Annotated in this window: 22 protein-coding genes; 15 read left to right on the top strand and 7 right to left on the bottom strand. The window is 69.5% G+C overall.

Annotation, left to right across the window (positions count from 1 at the left end; translation table 11 throughout):
• The first annotated feature begins 17 nt into the window (after nt 1–17).
• On the top strand, nt 18–1,814 hold the full coding sequence (locus tag ACZ7G1_RS26550) for an MFS transporter (RefSeq protein WP_470880263.1): 1,797 nt from the start codon (nt 18–20) through the stop codon (nt 1,812–1,814).
• Here the strand turns inward: ACZ7G1_RS26550 and ACZ7G1_RS26545 are convergent.
• The gene (locus tag ACZ7G1_RS26545; RefSeq protein ID WP_470880264.1) at nt 1,698–2,465 is read right to left on the bottom strand and encodes a class I SAM-dependent methyltransferase; all 768 of its coding nucleotides are present in this window, start codon (nt 2,463–2,465) and stop codon (nt 1,698–1,700) included. The two genes, ACZ7G1_RS26550 and ACZ7G1_RS26545, sit on opposite strands and share 117 nt — an antisense overlap.
• On the opposite strand from ACZ7G1_RS26545, the gene ACZ7G1_RS26540 reads away from it, so the two are divergent.
• The 3 genes from ACZ7G1_RS26540 to ACZ7G1_RS26530 all read left to right on the top strand — a co-directional run bounded on the left by ACZ7G1_RS26540 (nt 2,355) and on the right by ACZ7G1_RS26530 (nt 4,211).
• Nucleotides 2,355–2,651 carry a hypothetical protein gene (locus ACZ7G1_RS26540; protein WP_470880356.1) on the top strand — a complete coding sequence of 99 codons (297 nt, stop codon included), beginning with the start codon at nt 2,355–2,357 and terminating at the stop codon, nt 2,649–2,651. The two genes, ACZ7G1_RS26545 and ACZ7G1_RS26540, sit on opposite strands and share 111 nt — an antisense overlap.
• Before the next feature lie 309 nt (nt 2,652–2,960).
• Nucleotides 2,961–3,245 (top strand): DUF2283 domain-containing protein, encoded by a 285-nt coding sequence (locus ACZ7G1_RS26535; protein ID WP_470880265.1) that lies wholly within the window; start codon nt 2,961–2,963, stop codon nt 3,243–3,245.
• A gap of 351 nt (nt 3,246–3,596) precedes the next feature.
• A complete protein-coding gene (locus ACZ7G1_RS26530) occupies nt 3,597–4,211 on the top strand; it encodes a YdeI/OmpD-associated family protein (protein WP_470880266.1) in 615 nt (204 codons plus the stop codon).
• Nucleotides 4,212–4,439: 228 nt separating this feature from the next.
• On the opposite strand, the gene ACZ7G1_RS26525 is transcribed toward ACZ7G1_RS26530, so the two are convergent.
• Nucleotides 4,440–4,751, bottom strand: coding sequence for a hypothetical protein (locus ACZ7G1_RS26525; RefSeq protein WP_470880267.1), 312 nt, complete (start codon nt 4,749–4,751; stop codon nt 4,440–4,442).
• A 241-nt stretch (nt 4,752–4,992) separates the two neighbouring features.
• Entirely contained in the window at nt 4,993–5,658 is a 666-nt protein-coding gene (locus tag ACZ7G1_RS26520) for a class I SAM-dependent methyltransferase (RefSeq protein WP_470880268.1), read from the bottom strand.
• A 387-nt stretch (nt 5,659–6,045) separates the two neighbouring features.
• Here ACZ7G1_RS26520 and ACZ7G1_RS26515 point away from each other — a divergent pair, with 387 nt between their 5' ends.
• Complete coding sequence (locus ACZ7G1_RS26515; RefSeq protein WP_470880270.1) at nt 6,046–10,002, top strand: CHAT domain-containing protein; 3,957 nt, start codon at nt 6,046–6,048, stop codon at nt 10,000–10,002.
• Nucleotides 10,003–10,006: 4 nt separating this feature from the next.
• A complete protein-coding gene (locus ACZ7G1_RS26510; RefSeq protein WP_470880272.1) occupies nt 10,007–10,240 on the top strand; it encodes a hypothetical protein in 234 nt (77 codons plus the stop codon).
• A 65-nt stretch (nt 10,241–10,305) separates the two neighbouring features.
• Here ACZ7G1_RS26510 and ACZ7G1_RS26505 read toward each other — a convergent pair whose 3' ends face one another.
• On the bottom strand, nt 10,306–10,503 hold the full coding sequence (locus tag ACZ7G1_RS26505; protein ID WP_470880274.1) for a DUF397 domain-containing protein: 198 nt from the start codon (nt 10,501–10,503) through the stop codon (nt 10,306–10,308).
• Nucleotides 10,500–11,363 (bottom strand): helix-turn-helix domain-containing protein, encoded by an 864-nt coding sequence (locus ACZ7G1_RS26500; RefSeq protein ID WP_470880275.1) that lies wholly within the window; start codon nt 11,361–11,363, stop codon nt 10,500–10,502. Before ACZ7G1_RS26500 ends, ACZ7G1_RS26505 begins: the two co-directional genes overlap by 4 nt.
• 525 nt (nt 11,364–11,888) lie before the next feature.
• Here ACZ7G1_RS26500 and ACZ7G1_RS26495 point away from each other — a divergent pair.
• From ACZ7G1_RS26495 to ACZ7G1_RS26470, 6 genes are all read left to right on the top strand, one after another.
• Entirely contained in the window at nt 11,889–12,398 is a 510-nt protein-coding gene (locus ACZ7G1_RS26495; RefSeq protein WP_470880277.1) for an ATP-binding protein, read from the top strand.
• A 271-nt stretch (nt 12,399–12,669) separates the two neighbouring features.
• A complete protein-coding gene (locus ACZ7G1_RS26490) occupies nt 12,670–13,710 on the top strand; it encodes a phosphotransferase (RefSeq protein ID WP_470880279.1) in 1,041 nt (346 codons plus the stop codon).
• Complete coding sequence (locus ACZ7G1_RS26485) at nt 13,707–14,600, top strand: lactate/malate family dehydrogenase (RefSeq protein WP_470880281.1); 894 nt, start codon at nt 13,707–13,709, stop codon at nt 14,598–14,600. The genes ACZ7G1_RS26490 and ACZ7G1_RS26485 overlap by 4 nt, the downstream gene beginning before the upstream one ends.
• The gene (locus tag ACZ7G1_RS26480) at nt 14,597–15,700 is read left to right on the top strand and encodes a hypothetical protein (protein ID WP_470880283.1); all 1,104 of its coding nucleotides are present in this window, start codon (nt 14,597–14,599) and stop codon (nt 15,698–15,700) included. The genes ACZ7G1_RS26485 and ACZ7G1_RS26480 overlap by 4 nt, the downstream gene beginning before the upstream one ends.
• Nucleotides 15,701–15,892: 192 nt before the next feature.
• Entirely contained in the window at nt 15,893–16,396 is a 504-nt protein-coding gene (locus ACZ7G1_RS26475) for a hypothetical protein (protein WP_470880285.1), read from the top strand.
• 110 nt (nt 16,397–16,506) lie between these two features.
• A complete protein-coding gene (locus ACZ7G1_RS26470) occupies nt 16,507–16,704 on the top strand; it encodes a DUF5999 family protein (RefSeq protein ID WP_470880286.1) in 198 nt (65 codons plus the stop codon).
• A gap of 69 nt (nt 16,705–16,773) precedes the next feature.
• On the opposite strand, the gene ACZ7G1_RS26465 is transcribed toward ACZ7G1_RS26470, so the two are convergent.
• Complete coding sequence (locus ACZ7G1_RS26465; RefSeq protein ID WP_470880288.1) at nt 16,774–16,998, bottom strand: hypothetical protein; 225 nt, start codon at nt 16,996–16,998, stop codon at nt 16,774–16,776.
• A 572-nt stretch (nt 16,999–17,570) separates the two neighbouring features.
• Here ACZ7G1_RS26465 and ACZ7G1_RS26460 point away from each other — a divergent pair.
• Nucleotides 17,571–19,214: a hypothetical protein gene (locus ACZ7G1_RS26460; protein ID WP_470880290.1), complete on the top strand. Its 1,644-nt coding sequence runs from the start codon at nt 17,571–17,573 to the stop codon at nt 19,212–19,214.
• Between the two features lie 189 nt (nt 19,215–19,403).
• Here the strand turns inward: ACZ7G1_RS26460 and ACZ7G1_RS26455 are convergent, their stop codons facing one another.
• On the bottom strand, nt 19,404–20,171 hold the full coding sequence (locus tag ACZ7G1_RS26455) for a hypothetical protein (protein ID WP_470880291.1): 768 nt from the start codon (nt 20,169–20,171) through the stop codon (nt 19,404–19,406).
• Between the two features lie 265 nt (nt 20,172–20,436).
• Here ACZ7G1_RS26455 and ACZ7G1_RS26450 point away from each other — a divergent pair, with 265 nt between their 5' ends.
• Together ACZ7G1_RS26450 and ACZ7G1_RS26445 are read left to right on the top strand one after the other, a co-directional pair.
• Complete coding sequence (locus tag ACZ7G1_RS26450) at nt 20,437–22,197, top strand: helicase HerA domain-containing protein (protein ID WP_470880293.1); 1,761 nt, start codon at nt 20,437–20,439, stop codon at nt 22,195–22,197.
• Nucleotides 22,198–22,392: 195 nt separating this feature from the next.
• Nucleotides 22,393–23,322, top strand: a complete 930-nt coding sequence (locus ACZ7G1_RS26445; protein WP_470880295.1) for a hypothetical protein — start codon at nt 22,393–22,395, stop codon at nt 23,320–23,322.
• Nucleotides 23,323–23,618 lie beyond the last annotated feature (296 nt).

Here is a 23,618-nt window from a genome sequence, read left to right as displayed (position 1 = left end):
TCGAAAAGGGGATCCAGATGACGGCACCGCGTACGGCCTCAACCAGTCGACCGAACCGGGCCGTGCTGCTCGCGGTGACGTGCCTGGGCCAGTTCATGGTCCTGCTCGACAACACGATCGTCGGGGCGGCACTGCCCGACATGCAGCAGCGGCTGCACACGACCTTGACCGGTCTGCAGTGGATCGTCGACGCGTACGTACTGTTCGTGGCCATGCTGCTGCTGTCCGGCGGTGTCTTCGCCGACCGGTTCGGCCGGAAGCGGGTGTACCTGGCCGGTGTGGCGGTGTTCACCGCCGCGTCGGTGCTGTGCAGCCTCGCGCCCTCGCTCGGCTGGCTGATCGTCGGCCGGATCTTGCAGGGCGTGGGGGCCGCGGCGCTGAGTCCCGCCTCGCTGGCCCTGCTCGCCGCCGCCCATCCCGTACCGCAGGAACGCGTGAAAGCGATCGGGCTGTGGGCCGGCCTCAGCGGGATCGGCCTGGCAGCGGGCCCCGTGGCCGGCGGTGTGCTGACGGACGCCTTCGGCTGGCCCGCGATCTTCCTGGTCAACCTGCCCGTCGGCGTCGTCCTTCTCCTGGTCGGTCTGCGCCACCTCGACGAGTCCCGCAACCCCAGCGCCCCCGCGATCGACATCCCGGGCACGGTGCTGTCCGTCCTCGGCGTGGGCGTGCTCACCTACGCACTGATCGAGGGCGGTGCCCGCGGCTGGACGTCGCCGGTGATCCTGGGCAGCTTCGCCGCCGCGCTGCTGCTCCTCGCCGCCTTTATCGCCGTCGAAGCGCGCCGCTGCGCTCCGATGCTGCCGCTGCGGCTGTTTCGGCAGCGGTCGTTCACCGTGTCCAACGCGGCCATGGTCGTGGTGGGGTTCGCGCTCATGGGGTCGTCGTTCTTCTTCTCCCAGTTCTTCGTGTACGTCCAGGGCAGCTCGATCCTGCGCGCCGGCCTGCAAACCCTGCCGATGTCCCTCGCCATGGTGGTCGTCAGCCCGTACGCGGGTAGGCTCGCCGCCCGCCACGGCTTCCGCCTCGTGGCCACCACCGGCCTGGCCCTGGCCGGCCTGGGACTCCTCGCGCTCGGCACGGTCCACGCCGACACCGGTTACGGCAACGTGTGGTGGCGGCTGGCAGCCGTCGGCACCGGCTTCGCCCTGACCCTGTCCCCGCTGACGGGGGCTGCCATCCAAGCGGTCGGCCCGCAGGAAGGCGGCCTCGCATCGGGCATCAGCAGCACCGCCCGGCAGATCGGCGCCGTGCTCGGCGTCGCGGTCCTCGGCGCCGTCGTCCGCGCCCGCCAGTCCGGCGGCGCCACCTTCGAGGCCGGCCTCGACGACGCCTTCATCGTGGCCGGCGCCGTCACCTTGGCCACCGCCGTGTTCACCGGCCTGTGGTCGGCGACATCCAGGCCCACGGAAGGCCCCCCTCGCCCTACAGCGCCCCACTGCCCCCGGCCCCGACACGGCCACCGCCTCGGCCAAGGCGCCCGCCGGCAGCCCGAGCTAGACCAGAACCGTCCCCCCGAGCCGTTTCCGACCGCAGCCCGGCCGCACCCCTCCCCAGCGAGGAGCACCTGTCGCCTGATCCGGCCACCGCCCGCTGCCCGCACACGACCGGGTGGCGTTCCTCAAGCCCCCGATCACCTCGCCGAACATCGACGTGGGCACCTACACCTACGACGACGACCCGGACGACGCCACGGATTTCTAACCGTTCACGCCGGCGCCCCGGAACCCCGGCACCTGTTTCCCGCCTGTGCGGGGATGGTCTTGTCGAGCGGGAGAAGGCGATCCCGTAGTACCCCTGCTCCCCGCGGCCGCTGAAGGCTGAGGGATGGGTTCATGGGTGTGTGGCCGGCGTGCGATGGTCAGGAGGTGCAGGCTGGACACGACGAGTTGCGGATGGCTGTCAGCGAACCGTGCGACAGCCAGGGCCGTTTCAAGCGCTTTCGGGCCGAGGTCCTTCGTTCCGGTCCGGCGTTCTTCGGCTTTCAGCGCTTCGTAGGCGGGTCCGTGCACCCCGTAGACCGTCAGGTCACCAAGGCCGGCCTGGCCGGCCTCGGCGCAGAGCTCTGCGGGGTCGTGGTAGTAGGTGGCGGGGCCGTCCCGGCGGACGCGCAGCCCTGTCGTCGCGATGTCCAGCGCACTGGGTGAGTGCAGGTCGATGAGTTTTGCATACCGGTTGAGCGCCGCTGCGGCGACCAGACCACCGGGCCTGACGACACGGTGAGCCTCCCGCCACGCACGGGCACGCCCGGTGCTATCCGGGAGGTGATAGAGCGGACCCAGCATCAGCACAGCGTCGAAGGAAGCATCTGCCTGCTCTAGTTGCCGCGCATCTCCCACGGAGGCAGCCAATCCCTGATGGCGGGCCTGGCGTACGTGCTTGTCCACCGGGTCGACGAGGAGAACCTGATAGCCGCTGTCGGTGAGCCAGCGAGCATGTACTCCAGGCCCACCGCCGACATCCAGCACGGACGCGGGCGGGGGCGGAAGATGGGCCCGCAGGAGTTCCTGCGTCCGCAGCAGCTCGACTGTCCCGATGGTGCGCCCGGAAGTGAGGCGGCCGGCCTCATCGCCGGCATCGTAGAAGGCGGCGATGTCCGCAAGGAGCGCGATGCCGACCTCCAGTGGGATAGCAGGCTATGGATCGGAGAATGACAGGGCCGGCCGCACGCCGCTATGCAAACCGTCCGGGGCAAGGAGCGGGGCCCGCTCATGACGTCGGCGGCCGGCATGCGAGCAGCTTTCCGTGTACCGCACTGTGCGCATTCACGGCTCTGGCAAGATTTTCGTAGCCGGAGATCATCTTGGCTTTGGACGGCTCAGCGAGCCTTGCGGTACCACCCGCATGACCGGCATCGTCAAGGCTGTCCGGGCGCGGCCTTGCAGCTCGCCGCCTCAGCATCTGTCAGGCCGAGCCCCGGTAGGCACAGAGAAGGCGCCCGACACCAGCCATACCAAGGGGACGTGACAGCCGTGGCAGACCTCAGAGTGACGTACGACAAGACCGCGAACGCAGCGTACGTCTACCTCACCGATCCCGATCCGCAGGTTCGCATCAGAACCTCGCGCATGTACCCCTGTGATCCGGTGGAGGTCGACGGCATGATCAACCTCGACTTCGACGAGCAAGGACGCCTCATCGGCATCGAGGTACTGGCGGCCGACTCCAAGCTGCCCGAGTACCTGCTCGAGTCGTCTGAGCGTCTGGATGCCGCAGGTGCATCAACTGGCGGGCCGTCCCCAACCTGATGCGTCTTGCGCCGCATCAGGTTGGGGACGGCTCGTGAGCGTCCGATCCGATCCCGGCAGCGGGGGAGTGGAGGGTTGGGTGATGTTGGCCCGCACTGTGGATACGGTCTCCTGACCTGTCTGGCCTCGTGTGCGGGCCCGGGAGGCTGTTTTCCCTGCTTGAGCGTTGCGGTCCGCACGTTCTCGGGCGGTCGTTCGCTGGGTGGGGAGCCGGGTACGGGGGAGCCGGAGGTGATGTGCAGGCAGTCGTGGTCCACGGTGACTTCGGTAAGGCCGAGACGACCCGCGCCGACAGCTCGGCCTCAACGGTGCACCTCAACAAGTTGTCACGGGGGTTGCGGCTAGCCTGAGGTGGTGACTGGTAGCGAACTGGATGAGTTGATTGTTGCTGACAGCGCGGCGCTGCGGGCCTGGCTGCTGGACAACCACACGGCTTCTCCGGGCGTGTGGCTCGCCCTGACCAGAAAGGGCGGTTCCGTTACCACGCTGACCTGGCAGCAGGCGGTCGACGAGGCGTTGTGCTTCGGCTGGATCGACGGGCAGGCCCGCAAGCGTGACGAGGAAAGTTCCTGGAGGCGGTTCACCCCGCGCCGGGCCCGCAGCGTCTGGTCGCAGCGCAACGTGACCAACGTGGCACGGCTGGAGGCGGCCGGCCTGATGATGCCCGCCGGCCGCGCCGCGGTGGACGCCGCGAAGGCCGACGGGCGGTGGAGCGCCGCCTATGCACCGTCATCGGAAGCGGAGGCGCCGGCCGACCTGCTGGCCGCGATCGCCGCCGACCCGGCGGCGCAGGCGATGTTCGAGGTACTCACCAAAACCAACCGCTTCGCCCTCATCAACCGTGTCAACGCCGTCAAGCGGGCCGAGACACGCACCCGCAAGATTGCTGAGTGCGTGGCGATGCTGGCCCGGCACGAGACCATCCACCCGCAGCGGGCCAGGCCGGCGGACCCCCCGATGTCGTGACCGGGCGTCTGCCGGAACGGACAAGCCCACGCTGGTGAGCGGAACCGTTCTCGGAACTCCTCCTTCTCCGCTTCGAGAAGCCTGAAGGTCTCCGCTCGTGCGCGGTGGAAGCTTGGATCGAGAACGGCCTCTGCACCAGAATCAGGCGGTCGGAGCAGGCGTTGATGGCGCACCGCGAGGCAGTGCTGCGTGCCTACGGGCTGAGCATGACGCAGTACACCTCGATGTTTAGCCTCTCGCGCGAAGCGGCATGTCCGGCGCCCAACTGGCCCGCTCCTGCGGGGTGACGCAGCAGTGCATGAGCAGCGTGCTGACCAGTGTGGAGACCAAGGAGCTCATCCGCCGCGAGACGTCCCCGGTGCACGCCAAGGTCCAGATCGCGACCTCACCGATGAGGGCCAGACGCTGCTGGACCACGCTTGCCGGGAGGTGGTCGTTCTTGAGCGCGCGCTCACCGACGCGTTCACGCCCTGCGAATGCGCCGCACTTGGCGAGGTGCTGGATCGCGCCACCACCGTCCTGGTCCAGCCGACCGGCCACGCGACAGCCCCGCCCGCCGGGTGAGCCCGCGGGTACACCCGTGGGGATGGTCCTTCGAAGGTGGGTTGGTGGGGCTCGGGGTCGTCCTGTTTCCTGCGTCCGCGTGATCCCTACGACACCGAGTTCCGGGGGGGGGACTACCCGGTCTGCTCCCGGCCTGTGCGGGGGCGGTCCCCTGACCGGCACGGCTCCGCAGGGCCGATGTCCCGGCTCCGCGCGCTTGTGGGTGTCCGGGCGGCGTCTATCGGGGTGTGGTCTGTGTGACGCGCCAGAGGCGGCGGGGGAGGTCGCCTTCCTCGAAGGCGTGGACTTCGTCGAGGGTCCAGCCGTCGGCGAGGGAGTCGACGAGGTGACGGGGGAAGAAGTGCACGGCGAAGCCGCCGTGTTCGTAGATGTCGTCGCCGTGGGCGGTTCCGGCGCCATAGTGGGCGTCGCCGGTGTGACGGACGGTGTAGACGAACGTCCCGCCGGGGCGTAGGACGCGGCGGATCTCGCCGACCAGGGCGTGGATCTCCTCGGTGGACAGGGCCATGCACAGCAGCATGTGGGCGAAGACCGCGTCGACTGAGGCGTCCGGCAGAGGCAGCGGCTCGCGTACGTCATGGAGCGCAGCGCTCACCCGCTCGGCGACGCCCTGCTTCTGGGAGGCACGCCGGAGTTGCTCAAGGCCGGTGGGGCTGAAGTCGGTGGCCTGGACGGTGAAGCCCTCACGGGCGAAGTACAGAGCGTCGCGGCCATGGCCGGCACCCAGCTCCAGCACCTTTGCGGCTCCGGCCGCGCGGAAGACCTGCGCGGCATGCGCGGCGGGTGCGGACGGCTCCTCGCCGTACATGCCGGGGTGGGCGGCATAGGTGTTCTGCCAGTGCTGCCGCTGTGCTTCGGCCAGGTCCTTGGCGTCGTCGCTCATGTCTGCTCGTTTCCCTTGCCCGATCTGCCGGACAGCCTAGAGGGCGCTGGCCAGGGCCTGCCGGACCTGGTCGGCTGTGGGGATGCCGGCCAGTCCGTCGGGTGTCCGGTAGAGGCGGCAGGTCAGGGTGGGCGTGCGGTCAGGCTCTGCGAAGGGGTCATGGTTGTTGATCAGGATCGTCGGCGAGCCGGTGAAGCGTGCGGTCTCGGCAGTGGCGTGGTCGATGATCGCTTGCCACTCACAGCGCGTGATCCGGCGAAACGGCGGCCTCTCGCCTCACTGGACGCGACGGTGCCTCTGCGTCACCCGTCATTCCCTGATCCATCGTGGCGTGGTCTCCTTGGATCACTAAGCAATGAACATATTGTTCAGGCAAGGTAGTTGGGGGTGCACGTGGCGAATGGGGTGTTGGGCGAGGCCAAGCGCACGGTCGAGGCGCTCAAGGCGCTGAGGCGTCCGCTGGGCCCTTCGGATGCCCCGGACGACGCTTTGGTCGCCAGGATGGCGGACCTGGTGGCCGCCCAGGGCGATGCTGACGAGCCTTGGCTCCTGCTTGGGTGGCTGTATTGGTTTCGCCACGAGATCCACGGCCGGCAGGAGGATCTCGACGGAGCGGTGGACTTGCTCCACCGCTTCTTCGCTCCGAAGAGTCCTGGCGACCTCGTGCCGGAGGCGTTGAAACCCGTACTCGCGGATCAAGCCGGTGCCGCCTTGGACGGGTTTGTGGGAGGGGAGTTCGGGGTGCCTGCCGAGGAAGGCGGGCAGTACGCGAGGGTGATCGCCGACTATCGTCGCTTCCTGCTCGGAGCGTCCCATCCGGGCCACGAGAAGTACCTGTACCACCTCTCTTCCTTAGGAGTCGCGCTCGCCAAGTGCTACCAGATGGACGGTGATCCCGAGGATCTCGATGAGGCAGTCGACGTCTTGGACGAGGCCGTTGATCTGGCGCCGCCCGGGGATCCGCTCCTGCCGGTCGTTCGGTACAACTTCGCGATGGCTCTGCACTCGAGGCACGAGCAGACCGGCCATCCCGCCGACCTCCAGGCCGCCACCGACGCCTGCTCCGAAGCGCTGCTGCTGGCCGAGGGTATGGACTGGCACGACAACTTGGCCGCGGTCCTCGGTGGAAACGTCATCCGGTGTGTCCAGGCCGCTGCGGAGGAGGGGCGATGGGACGAGGCCCTGGAATACTGCGCGCAGGCCATGCGGCATCCCGAGATGAACGCGATCTGCCAGGACACCCGGGCGCTGGTACTGGTCCATCGCTTCACCGCCGGCGACGGGTCCAAGGCAGACCTCGACGAGGCGATCACGCTTCGGGAATCACTGCTCGCCGAGCGACCGGTGACCATGAACGGCAAGCAGCTCGTCAGGGTTGCCCACCGTCTGGGGAACGCGTATGTCCTCCGGAACAGTTGCACAGACGATCCCCGTGACCTTGATGCGGCGATCGACTGCCTGGAGCAGGCGTTGCGCGACTGCGCTGCGGACCCGTCGACGTACGAGGATATACAGACCGACCTCAGGACCGCTGTGCTGACGAGGCGGAGGCGCCATCATCGGTCGTCCCCCTCATCGAGCGACCAGTTCCGGAACGACCCGAGTCGGCTCATCGACCTCACCACACCCCTAGAGGCCGCTCCACCCGATGCGGGAGCGTCGGACTCGGTGCGGGCGGCGTTCCGCCTGGCCCAACTCCGATTCGAGGCGGGGCAGCACGTGAGACGGTACCGGAACGGCGCGGGCCTGCCTGCGCTACTGGCCGCCGTCGCAGCACGGCGGCAGACACTGGCGATCATGCACGACGGCCATCCCCTTCGGGCCGGCACTCTCGCCATCCTGGCCAACCTGTGGAGCGGCGTCGCCGAGCACACGGGGGAACCCGCACACATGGACGCGGCGGTCGGCGCGGCTCGGGAAGCTCTGCAGGTCAGCGGCGCGACCAACAACCGGCAGGTGGAGGCGAAGGCACTGGACGCACTGGGATTGGCTCTGCTGGGGCGCGGAATGAGGACGGAGAGCGGAACCGACCTGGACCACGCCATCGACGCGCTGCACCAAGCGCACACGCTCCGGCCCCCCAGTGCCATGAGTCTGAGCAATCTCGTGGCGGCCCTGGGGGCTCGCGCCGAGCGTCGCTCCGGCACATCGGACCTCGACCAGGCAGTGGGGCTCGTCAAGGACGCTCTCCGGAAGCCGGGCATGGTCACCGCCGTACTTCTCTCCCGGTACTCCGCCGTGCTCCTCCAACGTTCCCGGCTCACCGACGATGCCGAGGAACTGGTGGAATCACTTGCCGTGGCAAGGCGAGCCGTGGAGATGCTCGAGCCAGGGGACCGCTATCAGCAGTCCGTCCGTCACACCCTGGGCAACGCGATGCTCGAGACCGCGCGGCTGCATCCCGACCGTGTTGATCTCGACGCCGCCCTGGACCTGCACAAAGACCTCGTCCGCGATACTCCGGCTGATTCCCCCGAAATCGCGGCGTACAAGCACAACCTCGCGATCGCGCACCAGATGCACTACGAGAGGAGCTCCCTCGCGGCAGTCGTCGAGAGTGTGATCGCCGAGGACCGGGGAGAGGCCCCTGGCACCCCTGGCCACATCTCGGGCGCGGTCCTCGGACCTTTGACGGCCGCCGCCATGGACCCCCTGACGCCGCCGTCACAGCGCATCCAATGGGCGTGGCACGCAGCTCTGCTCTCTCACCGGGTCAACGAGGAGCAGGCACAGATGTGGCTCGACTACGCCATCGGGCTCATCCCGCTGCTCGCCCCCCGTCGCCTCGCGCGATCCGACCAGCAGGACGCGGTGCGCAACCTCTCCGAGCTGATCTCCACCGCCGCCGGCTCCGCTCTGGAGTTCGGCGAGCTGAAACCCTTTGCGCCACTGTCGCCTGTCTCGCCGATCGTTCAGCCTGAACTGCGCAGTCTTCACGCGCTGGAGTCAGGCCGGGGGATCCTGCTGCGCCGTGCCATCGAGGTACGCGGTGACGTCACGGCACTGCGGCTCGCGCACCCGGAACTGGCGGCCACTTTCGTACGCCTGCGCGACGTGCTGGACGGAGTGGGTGCACCCGCCAGCATGACTGAAGACCAGCACTTCGGTTCGGAGGAACGTCGGGCGGCGGCCGACCGCCTTTCGGCCGTACTCCAGGAAATTCGCTCCCTCGACGGATTCACCGACTTCGCCCAACTGCCCACGACCCAGGCGCTGACGAAGGAGGCCGCCCACGGTCCGATCGCCGTTCTCAACTGCCACGTGGGGCGCTGCGACGCCGTGCTGGTCACGGAACGAGGACTCGACTACGTACGGTTGCCGGATCTGACGTACGAGGAGGCGGTACGGAGAACCGCCGAGTTCCAGGATGCTCTGGCGGCCGTGGCCGCACCGGCCACGGACTGGCAGACCCAGATCGCCGCGCAGGAGCGGCTGCATGACGTCCTGGCCTGGCTGTGGGACGTCGTGGCCGAGCCGATCCTCACGGAACTGGGTTTCGACTCCCGGGTGCAGGGCGATGGCCCGCCGCCGCGCATGTGGTGGGCGCCTGGAGGCCTACTGGGGTCCCTTCCTCTCCATGCCGCCGGCCATCACCTGGCATCGGTCCACGAGGGCGACGACCGGACCGTCCTGGACCGCGTCATCTCCTCGTACACACCGACTGTCAACGCCTTGCGTCACGCCCGGCGCGCACCACAGGCCTCCCCGGCACCGGCACGTTCCCTGATAGTGGCCATGCCGGTCACTCCCGACGCCGCACCGCTTCCCGGAGCCGCACATGAGCTCCGGGACGTCGCCTCCTGGCTGCCGGAACCGCAGGTACTCACCGGCCCGGCCGCTGCCTCATCCCGAAACGCACACGTCGTTCCCACGCGCGCCACGGTCCTCGCAGCCCTCGCCGATGCCACGGCGGTTCATCTGGCCTGCCACGCGGTCACCAACGCGACGGACCCCTCCCGGAGCGGACTGCTGCTATGGGACCACGACGGCGCGCCCTTGACCGTCGCAGACCTCGCCTCAGTGAACCTGGACCATGCGCAGCTCGCCTATCTGTCGGCATGCCGGACCACGCACACCGCTGATGAGCAACTCGCCGACGAAGCGATCCATCTGACGACCGCCTTCCAGCTCGCCGGATTCCGCCACGTCGTCGGCACGCTCTGGGAAGTGGACGACAGCGTGGCCGCCCGCATCGCCAGGCACTTCTACTCCGCGCTCACGACACCCGATGGCCTCGATCCCACCCGCTCGGCAGCCGCTCTCCATTCCGCGGTGCTCTCCGTGCGGAACGACTACCCACTCACGCCGTGGTTGTGGGCGGCTCATCTGCACGCGGGTGCCTGAGCGGATGTACCACCGTGCGGGATGGCAGGGAGGCAGGAAAACGAGGCCGTACGAGGCACTGGAGCGCGTCGCGGCGGAGAGGCACGTCCCGGGCGCCGAGGACTACGCGGGCCGCGTGCTGGACGCCGACCTGACCCGCACACGGTTCGTCGAGGGCGCCCGCTCCTTCGTCGCCCTGCCCGGCCAGGCCTTCGCGAAGCACTTCGGCCGCCCTGCCACGTCCAGCGCCGCCGCCTGATCCGGCCGCGCGGCATCGCGGCCATGAGTCGTAGTCGTGGTCGGGCGGGCCCGCCGTGAGAGGGATCAGACGTTCAGAGACGTGGCATGGCCGAGGAACGTGGCGAATGCGTGGGGTCCGAACGAAAGGGTGGGGCCGGCCATGTCCTTCGAGTCGCGGACGTAGAGGAGGCCGGGGCTGGTCGCGACCTCGACGCAGTCCTGCTCGCCCGCGCTGTACGAGGATTTGAACCAGGCCGGGCTGTCAGGGGCGGGGGCGGTCATGAGTGCTTCTCCTCCATGATTTTCTTGATGGTCTCGCGTGACTCGTCGGGGGATTGGGCGGTGGCGACGATCTGGTCGAAGGCTCGCTCGAAGACCGTGACGTCGTCGGTGCCTTCGACGAAGGTGCCGCCGCGCAGGTTCTCCAGGTTGACCACCGTGGGCCACGGGGTGGGGAAGCTGAGAATGCTGAACATGCCGGCCAGGCCTGGATGTCCGTGGCTGCCGAGCGGCATCACCTGGATGGTGATGCCGTTGCGGGTGGAGGCCTCCAGGAGGTACGCGAGCTGGTCGCGCATCGCGTGGGGGTCGGGGAACCTCTGGTGCAGCGCGGCCTCGCCGATCACCGCCCACAGGCGCAGCGGGTTCGGGGAGCGTTCGAGCACGGACTGCCGGGCAAGGCGGAGACGGGTGAGCGCGTCCTTGTCCTCGTCGGTTCTGGTGATGGCGGAGGAGCTGATGACCTGCCGGGCGTAGGCGCCGCGCTGCAGCAGGCCGGGGATCAGGCTCGGTGAGAAGAAGCGGACTGCCTCCGCGTCGGCGTCCACGCTCAGCAGGTCCTGATAGGAGTCTCCGACGGCGCCGAATCCTGCCCACCAGCCCTTCTTGCCGGCGTCTCTGGCGAGAGCGACCATGGCGCCCGTGAAATCGGGGTTGGTGACGCCGTAGTGGCGAAGGAGGTCCTCGACCTCGTGGGCGGAGATGTGCCGCCGCGCATTCTCGACCTTCGACAGGGTGGGCTTGTCCCAGCCCATGAGCGCGGCGGCTTCCTCAAGGCTGAGGCCGGCCTCGTCGCGCTTCGCCGCCAGCTGCTCTCCGAGGCGGCGACGCCGCAGGGTGGGCCTGGCCCTCTGGTTCGGCATTACTCCCCTCTCTCTTGGCCGGGGACGTTGTGTCACCCGTGGGTGCGTGTCTCGCGCGCTTGGGTCGCATTGTGCCCCCGCTGGGTTTGACGCGTCGAGGGTGGACAAGAATTCGAGTAGGTGCGCCTGTTGCGCACCTGGTGGGTTCAAGAGCACTCTAGTTCTCGTGAAGAAGTGACAGTTCGTCACAGCCAGATCGCTTGTGACGTTCCGTCGCAAGGCTGAGCGTGCCCGCACGCCGTCCGGCCTAGGCGACCATCAGGCTCTGCGATCCGCCCCCGCCTCCGTCGGGGACGGTCCCTGGTGGCCGCCACACCTCAACTCGGCAGCCTCCAACGCAGAGGAATGGCCATGACCACGTCCAACCCGAGCACCACCCCGAACCCCCAGCCCGGTCGCGTTGCCGGTCCCGGCGCGAACTCCGTCCGTGACCACGGCCCCGTCGCCCGCCGGACCCCGGACACCTGCGACCCGTATCGACCTCTACAGCGCGCCCGGCCCCCGCAGCCCGAGGGGAGCGTCCCAGTGACGAACACGGTGAACGCATCCGCTCCATCGGATGGCCGGCGCAGCCCGAAGACCATCCACGCCCAGAAGTCGGGTGACAAGCCGGACCACATCACCCCGGCCTCCGTCGGACCGCCGAGCTACCGCGCCAACTACGTGGCTCGCGACACAGCCCCGAGCAAGGCCCGACATGGTGTCGTGCTCGCCTTGAAGACCTGGGGCCTGGAGCAGCTGGCCGACACGGCCGAACTCCTGGTCTCCGAGCTGGTCACCAACGCCGTCGTCCACACGGGATCGCGCACCGTCGGTGTGGTCGTGACCCGTACCGACGAGAGAGTCGTCCGCATCATGGTGTTGGACACCGACCTCGGCGAGACGTTCCCGCAGGCCTGCCCGCTTGGCGATGGGGAGTCCGGCCGCGGCCTGCTCATCGTCGCCGCCCTGGCCGACCGGTGGGCCGTCGAGCGGGTTGCCACCGGCAAGCGGATCTGGTGCGAGCTCGCCGTCAAGCAGGTGGTGGAGTCATGACCGCCGATTACCGCGAGCCGAGCAGGCCTGCAGCCGCCGACCTATATGACCAGGGGGTCGCCTCCCGGCTCCCCTCCGACGGCCAACTCCTCCCGTATGCCGACGGGAGCGGCCCGCACTGCACGGCAACGGGCGTCATGGTCCTCGCAGTGACGGGCGGGTGGTCGGCGTGATGCCCCCGGCGACGGCCGACGTGCTCGCGATGGCGGGTGAACAGGTGCTCACTGCGGCACGGGCCGTGTGGCCAGGTGCCGAGGTGGTACCGGGCCCGGTGACACCGAGCGTCACCAGCTACGTGCAGCGCCTGACCGTCGACAGCCGCGACCTCTTCGCGAAAGTGTCCGTCTGTGGGGTCTCCCTGGTGTCGCTGCTGCGTGGCGCGTGCGGTGACCTGGAGACAGTACGGGCCCGGCAGGCGGCCTATCTGGCCTCGCCCGGCTCGCTCACGGCACGAGAGGTGGTCCAGCTGCGGACCCTGACCGGCCCTGCCCAGCTCGGAACGGTGACGCTCGCCGGCTACGGCCGCGGCGTGCTGTTCACCGAGCCGCTGTCGGGACCGACCCTCATGGATCTGATCGAGGCCGAGCCCGGCCGCACGTGTGAGCTCCTAGGCCTGGTCGTGCGGGACGTCGCCGAAGGTCTCGCCCGCGAGGGCGTCGCCGCAGCCGTGGCGAGCGCACCGATCGGCGAGCGCGGCATCGCCGGCACGTTCGCCCGAAAGTTCAACGGCCTGAGCGGCGGGCTCTACCTGCGGCAGACCCGTCACGGCGAGGTCCTCGACACGGTCGTGACCAGGCTGCGCAGGGCCCGCCGTGTCCCTCCCGCTCCCGCGGGGACGGTTGTTTTCGGCGACCTCAAGCCAGAGCACGCCACCTTCCCCACGGAAGGCGGCCCTCCGGCGTACCTCGACCCGGCGTTGATGCACGGGCGGGCGGTCGCGGACACGGCCAAGCTTGTCTCCCGTACAGCCCTCGGGCTGATCGCACGCCGACCACCGGCTGCCCGCGTGGCCCTGGGCGGGATCGACTCGTTCGTCCGAGCCTCGGCCCGCCGCACGACCGCCGACGAACGCACCGGATGGCTGTGCGAGCTCGTGGTCCTGGTCCTCATGGACACCCTCAACATCCTGTCCACCTACCTCACCGCCCCGCCCGAACTGCCCTTGTCCACGCACGCGGCCGGGGTGAGGGACCGCGCCCGCCACACCGTCGACCTCCTCGACCAGGCCACGGCCCCGCTCGCGGTCACCGAGGACGGGGCGACCTGGTGGCGCCTGTATCTGACCCGCGTACGAGAGGCGGCAGCCGCATGAGGATCGGACTGATCGGAGCCGGAGCGGTCGGGCAGAGCGTCGGTGCGCTCCTCGCCGTCTCCGGGTGGTGCGGTGAACTGTTCGTCGCCTCCGGGACGGAGACCGGCGCCCGCGGCCTCGTCACCGATCTGGAGGACTTGACCCTGGTCACCAGGTCGCGCATGCGGGTCACGGTCACGACCCCGGAGGCCATGGGCGCCTGCGAAGCCATCGTGTTCTCCCCTCGCTCCCCCTTCACCAACAGGGCCCGCCGTGATGTACGGATGGCCGGGCTCCACGCGAACGGGCCGGTCATCGTCCACCTCGCGCGGCAGCTCACCGGCTACACCGGCGTCGCCGTCATGGTCACCAACCCCGTCGACGTCCTGGCGCGCCTCTTCGCCGAGCGGAGCGGGTGCCGGCGGGTCCTCGGGATCGGCGCGGCGACCGACACCGCCCGCTACCGCCTCACCCTCGCCCGCCACCTCGGTGTTCCTGTGGGAGCGGTCCGTGGGCACGTGATCGGCGAACACGGCGATGCCGCCGTGATCTGCGCGTCCACCACCACCGTCCACGGCGAGCCCGTCACCGTCCCGGTACGACAAATGCGCGACGAACTGGCTGCCCGGCCCCGCCGGATCAGCGACGGCATCGGCCGCACCCGCCTCGGCCCCGCAGGCGCCGTGCTCGACGCCCTCATCTACAGCCTCGGCATCGCCGACGGCACGACCGAGGTGTCCGTCCGCCAGGACACGGGCGTCTGGCTCGGGATGCCCGTGCAGTACACCGACAGGAACCCGGCCCTGTGCCCGCCACCGCTCGACGACTCCGAGGCCGCCCAGCTCGATGCGGCCACGGAGAAGCTCCAGCGCGCCTACACCCAACTCACCAAGGAGATCCGACCCGTATGAGCACCGTCCGCATCACCACCGCCGACGGCCAGGCCGTCACCGTTACCAGTACGACCGACACCGTCCCCACCTGGACCGCCCGCTACCTCGGCGGCTGGTGGAATGCCGAGCCCGCCACCGAGATCGACGGACCGACCGTCTCCGCCGACCTCGAGGTGGCCGAACTCCTGGCACTGGCCGACGTCGTCGAGCAGGGCGCGGCGGAGCCCGTCGAGTACGCCGGCGCCCAGCTCCTCGTCGTCCGGGACGGCGCACTGGTCACGGCCGTGCAGCAAGACCGCTCGCTCGCCTACCGCTGGGACGAGGAGTGGAAGCTGCTGCGGATCGTCGGCACCGACGAGACCGAGATCGCCACCGCCGCCGCCCGCCTCGCCCGCGAACTCCTGCGCGCCCAGCTCCTCGACGACGGATGGGCCATCCTCCACGCCTCCGCCGTCACCGACGTCGAAGGCGCCACCATCCTCACCCTCGGCGACAAGGGCGCGGGCAAGACCACCACCGCCCTCACCCTCGCCCGCGCCGGCTGGCGGCTCCTGGCCAACGACAGGCTCTTCGCCCGTGTCGACGACGGCATCGTGCGGGTGCTGCCCTGGCCGTCCGCCGCGGCGTTCGGCTTCGGCCTCCTCGACGCGCTCGACCTCTTCGAGACCGTCCGCACCCGCCTCGCCTCCGGCGAGCAGATGCACCCCACCCAACACCAGAAGGTCACCGACGCCCTCCTCGCGGGCCGCCGCGAACCGCTGTGGAAGACGAACGGCAAGGAACTCAAGCCACAGCTGTGGCCCGACCAGCTCACCTCGTGGCTCTCCATGCCCCTCGCCACTGAGGGCCACGCCGCCGGCATCCTCTACCCGCAGATCACCGCCTCCTCCGTGCCCCGGCTCACCGGCAGCAGCCGCGGCGTGCAGCCGGGCGACTTCTTCGACCAGACCACCGAGGACCGGTACCCCGACATCTTCGGCCTCCTCCCCACCCCCGGCGACCGCACCACGCTGCGCGAGCACCTCGACGCCCTGCCCCACCAGGGACTTGTCATGAGCCACAACCCCGCCACGAACGACACCCTCCTCAAGGAGGCTGTGACTCGCCTTGGCATCTGACCGCTCGCACCCGATCGGTCCGTACTCACAGCAGAACGGGCACGACTCCGGTCCTGCGCGCTCGGCGGCCCGGCTGAGGGTCTGGCGTCCGAGACGTACAACCGGTGGGTGCGCACCGCATGCCCTTGGTGAGTGCCCGTCGCAGGAGCCATTGATCCTTGCCGAAATCAGCCATGTCGAGGAGGTACGAGAGTGTCATCGGCAGAGATCTCCGGCGGGCGTGCAACACCGGAATCGGATTGGACGGCGCTGAGACAGCGCGTTCTGGCCCTGCTCGCGGTCATCGAGGACCGTGAAGCGGTCGTCCCCTTGGGCGGCGATCTCTTCGACGTCGTCATCACCGCCGCCGGACCTTCGGGCTACCGGGCAGTCAAGGCCATGACCGCACTCGAGCGCTGCGGCCCGGTGGTGGCGCAGGCCGGCAGCCCTTGGCTGTGGTGGCTGGTCCCGCCCCACACGACCTCGACGTGGCGCCACCATCCGTACGGGATCAGCGTCGGAGCGCCCGCGACCATCCGGCTGCCGCCAACTCACCGCACATCCCCGCCCGCCGACGGCGGAACCTACTGGCTGCGCCCGCCCCAGGACGGGGCGCTTACCGCCGCCGGACCACTCCGAGACATCCTCGACCAGAGGGAACCCATGCCGGCCCCCCATGCCTCCGTCGCGCTTCTCTTGACGGGAGTGCACCTCTAGTCCGCCGCGCCCGTGGGCTGTCCCTCCTACGCCCACGGGCGCGGCCTCCACCGCCCTCCGCCGAGCACCCGCCCCTGCCTCCCCGCGCGTACGGCCGGGTTCGCTGCGACGTGTGCGACCACCGACCCCCATGCCTCTCGGCGGGCTCCCCGGACCAGGAAGCCGCCCTCCTCATCGCCCATCAACCTGACTGGGGCTGGGCACTGCGCGGCAATCGCCTCCTCTCCTTTGACGACACCGGAAGCCTCGCCCCCGACGGCGCCGTCGTGCACCCGTACCGTTCCGAGGTATGGGAAGCGGCCGCATGAACATGCGCCAGATCCAAGTGGACCTCAGTCGCGCCGAACACCGGCGGCCTGGCTGCCATCGTCCTCGGATTACAGGACCGGATCCGCCGTCATCCGTACGGGGCCGACCTGCCCACGATCCGCGAACTGGCCCGCCACCTTCGACAGCGCGAGGCCCACATTCGTACGGGACTCAGGACCCTTCAGCTGCTGGGCGTCCTCGTCCTGCGCCACGGGCGGGCGTTCCGGCTCGCGCCGGGCGAGCCTCACCCCGAAGACATCGCTCTCGACCGAGACGTACGCCGCCGGGACCACCGCGTCCCCACTCGCTGCTGGCCGGCAGCCGTCAGCCGCTGTGGCAGGCGAACGGCAAAGAGATGAAGCCCCAGTTCTTCCCAGACCAGCTCGACGGCTCGCGGCCCTCCCGTACCAGGCTCTGTCCCTCGGCCTCGACGCGGCTGCCAACGCGGCCCTGCTGGAGAAGACGGCCGCCGGTCTGCTGGACTGAGGCGCCATTCCCACCTGTCCCGGGCGTCGAGCCTGCCTCGTCTTCAATGGCTCGCCACGCCTACGCCCGGGCGCGCTCAACGTCGCATGCCTGTACTCGTCACGACTCATCATGGCGCTCACCACGAGGAGTTGTGTCCTTGTGATCGCGATGCGTTCTCGGTGGTCAGAGCGATGGTGAAGGCGAGACCGAAGGGTGGAGCGTCCACTCCCGAGCTCGTCGAGGAGACGCTGCCCTCAGTACGCAGTTGCCCTCGTCGCAGCGGGGAACGCGCGCCCGTCACAGGCGTGCGGACCCTGGCGGAGAAGCCCCAGCAGACGGTGGAGGGCGCTCCCATGAGCGTACGAGATGAGCGGCGCGGCCTTGCGGGTGTGGCGCGGTGAGCCTGGATCCGGAGGTCCGGCGTGGTGGCGGGCTGCCGTTCGGGCAGGTGGTGTCGCGGTGGGTCTGTGATCCCCGCTACTCGACGAACCTCAGAACCCTGTACACGATCTTGGTGACGTACGCGGACATCGGGGCGCGGAACACCGCGAGGGGCCGGCCGTACCGGGGTGAGCTGGCGGCGCAGTTGGGAGTGTCGGTCAAGACGTTGGACCGGACGCTGCTCGAAGGGGAGTGCGCGGGGGTCTTCCGGGTGGAGCGACGTATCGACCCGTCGAATCCGGGCGTGCACGACGCGAACGTCTACCACCTGTATGACGCCGAGTTCTGGCGGGGCGAGTGGACTGATCCGCTGCCTTCGGGGCGCGCGGCGGCGGAGGCCGCGGCCGCGGTCGTCGCGAAGCGTGTGGAGGCGAAGCGCAAGGCGGGGATCGTGCCGAAGGGGGGCCGCCGCAAGAAGCCTTGCCACGTTCCTCGGGAGGGGGTGGCGTCACCCGCGACGCCACCTCGGACGAAGGGGGGTGGCGTCACCGGTGACCCCAGGGGTGGCGACATGGGTGACGCGGGGGTGGCGTCACGGGTGACGCCCAAGGTCTATAGCCCTGTCGAGAACCCCGATCGAGAACCCGCTGCCCCGTCCCTCCGTCCCATCCGGGAGGTAGCGGGCGCGTCGGCAAGAACGTCGGACGGAGGGACGGACGGGGGCGAAGGCATCGTCGAGAATCGGGCGGCAGCGGGGGCATCGGCTCGTGAGGAATCGTCGCTGACGGGTTCCTCGGTGGAGCAGGACGACGGAGGCGATCGGGATGGTGTTGCCGCACTCGGGTCCGGGACCGTCGCACGGCCCGTGCCCGTCACGCCTGGCGTGGAGATGCTGCGGGCGATCGCCGTGGAAGCGCCGGAGTGGGCGATCACGCACGCCGACACACTGAGGGACCAAGGCCTGGTGGCCACCGGGATGCTGGAGAGCGGGTTCACCGCGCAGGAGATCCGGCACGCGCTGCTGTCCAAGCCATTGCCGCAGCCGGTCCGGACCTCTGTCGGCGCGATCGTCGCCCGCCGTTTGCGCGACCTGCTCTCGGTCGGCCCCGGCGCCCGGATCCGACCGATCCCCACCCAGCAGGGCGGCGGCCACGACCTGGCACGGCGGCAACCCCACGAACCCGACGAGACACCCGTACCGGCCGCACTCGCCGACAAGCGCGCCCAACTGGAGGCGGAGGCCGCGGGGGTCGGCCGGCACCGACCTTGCGCCGGGGACGAGGGCCTGTGCCCCCGCCTCGCCCTGCCCGGCGCCGACCTGTGCGCCGTCTGCCCTGACGGGGAACAGCCCACCTGCGCCTCCGGATGCGGCCGGAGCGCGGTCGCGCACGGGATGGTGTGCGCGCTGTGCGCTCAGCCGCCCATGACCGTGGAGATGGGCGACTGTCCTGGGCGAGGCGGCCGGCCGTGCGGGCGCGCGATCGTCACGACAGGCCTGTGCCGTACGTGCAAGTTCGATGCCGAGGCGGCCAGGCTTGCCGCAGAGGCCGAGTGGGAAACCGCCCGAGACGCGGCCGTCGCCGCCGCACAGGCGCCTGCCCTACCTGACGACGAGCCCGACTGGGATGTCGAGGCCGGATCTGACCAGAGTGGGGCATGAGGGTGGCGCTCGACATGGCCAAGGCCTGTCCAGCGGATCATGCCGGGCTCATGACGAAGGGGAACAAGGCGCCGCACGGCGGTGGCGAGCTCCCTGCCCCCGGGCAGGGCAGGGGACTCGCGGTGCCATTCCCGGGCCGGACCGATGGGTCGCTGCTTGCCCAGGGCGTGGGGCGTGCTTCGCGCCCCGCTAGCAGTCCTCGCCGAATTTCACGGCGCGTAGCGTGACGGGCTGCCCGTTCAGGGGCGTACCGGCGGCCGGCTCCTGGGAGCAGACCTGCCAGTTCGACTCCACGATGACCATGCGGTCCGCGCCGGATGCGTCGGCGACCGTGAGGCTGGTGGAGGAGTCGAGGGTTGCGCGAGCGACCTTGACGGACTTGCCCTTGAAGTTCGGCATGGTGGATCCGGCTGCCGCGACGTCGCCGCCCGCGTCCTTGGCGGGGCAGGTCTCGTCCAGCTTGACGGTGCCGAAGTCGACCTTGGTGGTGCGGGGGTGTGAGCCGGGCCGGGGAGACTGGGAGCAGACCTTCCAGTTGCGGTCGTCGAACTGGTTGCGGCCACGGCCGAGGGCGTCGTGGGAGTCGAGGTAGTAGTAGCCGAGCTCCTGCGCCCTGTCCTGCGCGGACTGGAGTCCCATGCCGACGAAGCTCGGGAGCTGTGCGGTGGCGGGATTCTTCGGGGCGGTGGTGGGTGCGGACGGCGTGGCCGGAGCAGTGGTCGGTTCGGGTTCCGGCGACCGCGTGTGTGTGGTCGCCGCGACCGGGGTCGAGGGCTTGTCGTCCTTGGAGTCTCCGTCGCCGACTATCGCGCCCAGCAGGACCAGGAAGGCGAACACGCCGCCGATCGCGATCGCGACGATGGCGGCGGTCGACATCTTCTTCTTCGAGGGCGGCCCGTACGGCCCCGGGGCGGGGGGATAGGCCGGCTTCGGGTGCCCCGGATACTGCTGGCTCACTGTTCCTCGCTCTACGTATCGCATGTGATGAGCGAGTGAACATATCGTGCGTAGATCGTTGGGTGAAGAGGGGAGTGCCTCCCTCTCGTTTTCCGGCCCTCGCCTCCTTCGTCACCATCGGCTGAGCGGCTGCGACTTACCACGCCACGGCGCAGGTCGTTACCCATCCGAGACGGCACCACGGCGCTTGTGGTGAGTGTGGTGGTGAGGTCCTTACCGAAGCCTGAGGGGTCCGCCGGTCGCCGAGTCGTTCGAGGTGCAACTGATGTCCGCCCCGTCCTTTCAAGGCCTCGATGAGGCCATCGACAACCTGGTGGAAGCCGCCGGGCACTTCCTTATGGGGCAGGACCTGGACGGGGTACGGCGTACGGATGCGACGTTCTGGCGACCCGGACGGCGCGTCGTGATGAAGGACGCCGTGGGGCCGGTGCGCCGTGCGTCGTACCGGGCCGGTTGGCAACGGCTTGCTGTCCGTGTCGTGTCGCTTGCGGCAGCCGCCGGGGGAGCGTACGGGTATCTGTACGACCCGGAGGCTGCTACCGCGGCCCTCACGTACGCGACCCCCGTCGCCGCGCTCGCCGCAGCCGCGAGCGGTGTCGCGATTCGGGTCAGGGGCCGGGAGCGACGAGAGTTGCGGGAGGAGTGGGTGAGGCCGCTGCACGAGGCGCTTGCCGGGCCGCTCGGCATCTCCGAGTACACCGACCCCGACAGCTACCTGCACGTGCCCGTCGACTTCGCCGACGACGAAGCGCGGATCCGGATCGATCTCCCGCCGCACCTCGGCTTCAACAGGGACCACATCGCCGAAGTGATCAAGCAGAAGCTCGCCCTGCAGAACGTGTCCTTCTCCTGGCATCCGGCCGGCCGCGACCCGCATCTCCTCGTCCGGAAGAAGGACCGGCCGCCGACCTCGCTCGGCCTGGCCGATCCCGGGGTCTCAGATCTCCTCGCGTCCGCTCCCGAGTCCGCGCCCCTCATCGGCCTGGGCGCGGGTGGCAAGACCGTCTCCGTCGACCTGGACCACGACTCGCCGCACGTGCTGATCTCCGCTGGCACCGGCGGTGGCAAGTCCACCATCCTGCGGACGATCGCCAGCCAGTTCCTGCACAACGGCGCCGAGGCCTTCATCCTCGACTTCAAGCGCATCAGCCACATTTGGGCCCGCGGCGTCCCCAGCGTGCACTACTGCCGTGACATCGCCGACATCCACGACGCGCTCATTCACCTGCGCCAGGAGGGGCAGCGCCGCATCCGCCTCGCCGAAGAGCTCGGCGACGACGTCCTCACCAGCGAGCCCGAACGGGTCGGCCCCCGCATCGTGATCCTCCTCGAAGAGATCAACGCGACCATGGCCCAGCTCAAACGCCACTGGGACAAGACCCGAGGAAGCTGCGACCCCAAGACCTCACCCGCGATCGACGCGCTCGCCGAGATCCTCTTCATGGGCCGGCAGGTACGCCTGCACGTCCTGCTCGTCGCGCAGTCCGCCACCGCACGCGCCCTCGGCGGCCCCGAGATGCGCGAGAACTTCTCCACTCGCATCCTCGTCCGCTACACCCTCAACGCCTGGAAGATGCTCGTCCCCGAAGTCCACCCGGCACCGAAACCCACCCGCCACCCGGGCCGTGTCCAAGTCGTCCTCGGCGGCACCGCCCGCGAGACGCAGGTCCTCAACCTCTCCGAGACCGAGGCCCGGGCCTGGGCCATGGCGGGGGCCCCGGGCTGTGAAGAGCCGGTCAGGCTGCGCAAACCGGTCCTCTTACAAGCCTCCGCCGACCACCCGCCTCAGGTACGGAACGACGTCAACGAGGCGGGGACACCGTCCCTGGAGGATCAGTTCATCGGGCTGCGCGAGGCACAGTTGGGACTGGCTGGCGTCTCACTCGCCGCCCTTCGATGGGCCCGCGCCAACGACCCCGAGTTCCCGGAAGCGCGCGGAAAGAGAGGAACGGAACTCCTGTACCGCAGGGGGGATCTCCGGTGCTGGGCGCGTAACCGCCCCCGCAGCGCTGACCGAGCCGGCTGACGACCGACGTCCCTGCCCTCCCCATAGCCTGGATGGGAGATCGTCGGTGAAGTTCCTAACCACATCATCTGCGGGCGCGACCTCCCTGGACACCACCTGGTCGTTGTCGGCAGCCAGTTGGTGAAGGGTGACTGCGGCAGCGTGACGGCCACAGCAGTCCCCAGAGTTCTGCGAGCAGCTAGTCGGGGCAGCGTCATGGGCACCACGGCAGCGGTCCGTGAACGGACCCTTGGACGTCTCGCGAACCGGGTTCACCCTGCCGAACGTCGCCAGGCGCTGACGCAGTACCTGCGTCACAGCGTGGCATCAGCGAGCTGGTCGACCGAACGCGAAGCCCATGAACTGTTCGGACGCCTGCACCTGGAGCACGAGCTGTTCAGCCAGGCAGCCAGCCACTTCACCGCGGCCGGCAACGGCAAGCTCCTCAAGGAGCTGAGCAGACGTCTACCCGAAGAACCGCTCGACCTGCCCGTGCCACGCGACTGGGCGGACCTGCCCCGATGGAAACGCAAGAGCACCTTCCTCAGCGCCCGCATCGCGGCCGACCTGATGCCCGACTCGCAGGTCCGTGCCTGGGCAGACCTGGCCATGCAAGAGATCTCCAGCCTCACGACCATCCGGCCCGATTTGCCGTACGTTCACGAGGAAGCCAGCGGACTGCTCGCAGCAGCAGCCCCTGCCTTCACCACCGAGCAAGCCCGCCGGTTCCTGGCCCTCACCGAGCAGTGGCACGCGACAGGAACGACAACAGACCCCAGAGTCGGCGACCCCGACGCGCGGATCCTCCTTGCCATCGCCCGACACCACACCGGCCCGGAACGCATCGAAGCAGTCGACAGGGCATGCCAGGCGATGCTCGCCAACTACACGATGTCGCAGGCCATCCTGGCAGCGGGAGACGTTCTCAAACTGTCACCCAGTGTCGTTGCCGAACGCTGCAGTGCCGCCGCCAGCAACGGGGGAGTGGTCGCAGCCCTCGCCCTCGTCCTGGCCGGCGCAACCGCTGACGAGGCCCGCCCCTCGCATAGTCACTGCTGGACGCCACGCTCCAAAAGCCAGGTGCCGCTCCGCTGCCTGCGGCCGCAAACCTGCCCCGCACCGCAATGCTGGCAGGTCACCTGCTGACATCCTCAGACTGTGACGCTCTCGCGGAAGCCCTGGATCGCCAGGCCCGAGAACACACGAACACCGCCTACGTCCGCCAGGATGCTCTATACGCACTCAAGCCCCTGGCCGCGCGACTAACCCCTCAGCGCCGCTCGCAGCTCCTGACAACCGCCATGGACGCACTCAGAGGGCTCCTGGATGACCGCGACGCAGACGACCACAACACCATCCACCCCTACGAGCGATTCCGCTTCGACAGCGGCCCGAGCACCCTGCGGTACGCAGGCCTCAGCGCGGCATGGAGACCCCGTCAA

The sequence above is a fragment of the Streptomyces sp. NPDC037273 genome (genome assembly GCF_055603625.1).
Note: the sequence above shows the minus strand (reverse complement) of the source record. Positions and strands in the feature narration are given on the sequence as shown.

What these genes read in the sequence shown, in the direction of transcription:
- ACZ7G1_RS26510 (WP_470880272.1), top strand. Translation starts at nt 10,007, where the DNA reads ATGTACCACCGTGCGGGATGGCAGGGAGGCAGGAAAACGAGGCCGTAC.
- ACZ7G1_RS26500 (WP_470880275.1), bottom strand. Translation starts at nt 11,363, where the DNA reads ATGCCGAACCAGAGGGCCAGGCCCACCCTGCGGCGTCGCCGCCTCGGA.
- ACZ7G1_RS26450 (WP_470880293.1), top strand. Translation starts at nt 20,437, where the DNA reads ATGTCCGCCCCGTCCTTTCAAGGCCTCGATGAGGCCATCGACAACCTG.
- ACZ7G1_RS26520 (WP_470880268.1), bottom strand. Translation starts at nt 5,658, where the DNA reads ATGAGCGACGACGCCAAGGACCTGGCCGAAGCACAGCGGCAGCACTGG.
- ACZ7G1_RS26480 (WP_470880283.1), top strand. Translation starts at nt 14,597, where the DNA reads ATGAGCACCGTCCGCATCACCACCGCCGACGGCCAGGCCGTCACCGTT.
- ACZ7G1_RS26485 (WP_470880281.1), top strand. Translation starts at nt 13,707, where the DNA reads ATGAGGATCGGACTGATCGGAGCCGGAGCGGTCGGGCAGAGCGTCGGT.
- ACZ7G1_RS26550 (WP_470880263.1), top strand. Translation starts at nt 18, where the DNA reads ATGACGGCACCGCGTACGGCCTCAACCAGTCGACCGAACCGGGCCGTG.
- ACZ7G1_RS26540 (WP_470880356.1), top strand. Translation starts at nt 2,355, where the DNA reads ATGGCGGGCCTGGCGTACGTGCTTGTCCACCGGGTCGACGAGGAGAAC.
- ACZ7G1_RS26505 (WP_470880274.1), bottom strand. Translation starts at nt 10,503, where the DNA reads ATGACCGCCCCCGCCCCTGACAGCCCGGCCTGGTTCAAATCCTCGTAC.
- ACZ7G1_RS26445 (WP_470880295.1), top strand. Translation starts at nt 22,393, where the DNA reads ATGGGCACCACGGCAGCGGTCCGTGAACGGACCCTTGGACGTCTCGCG.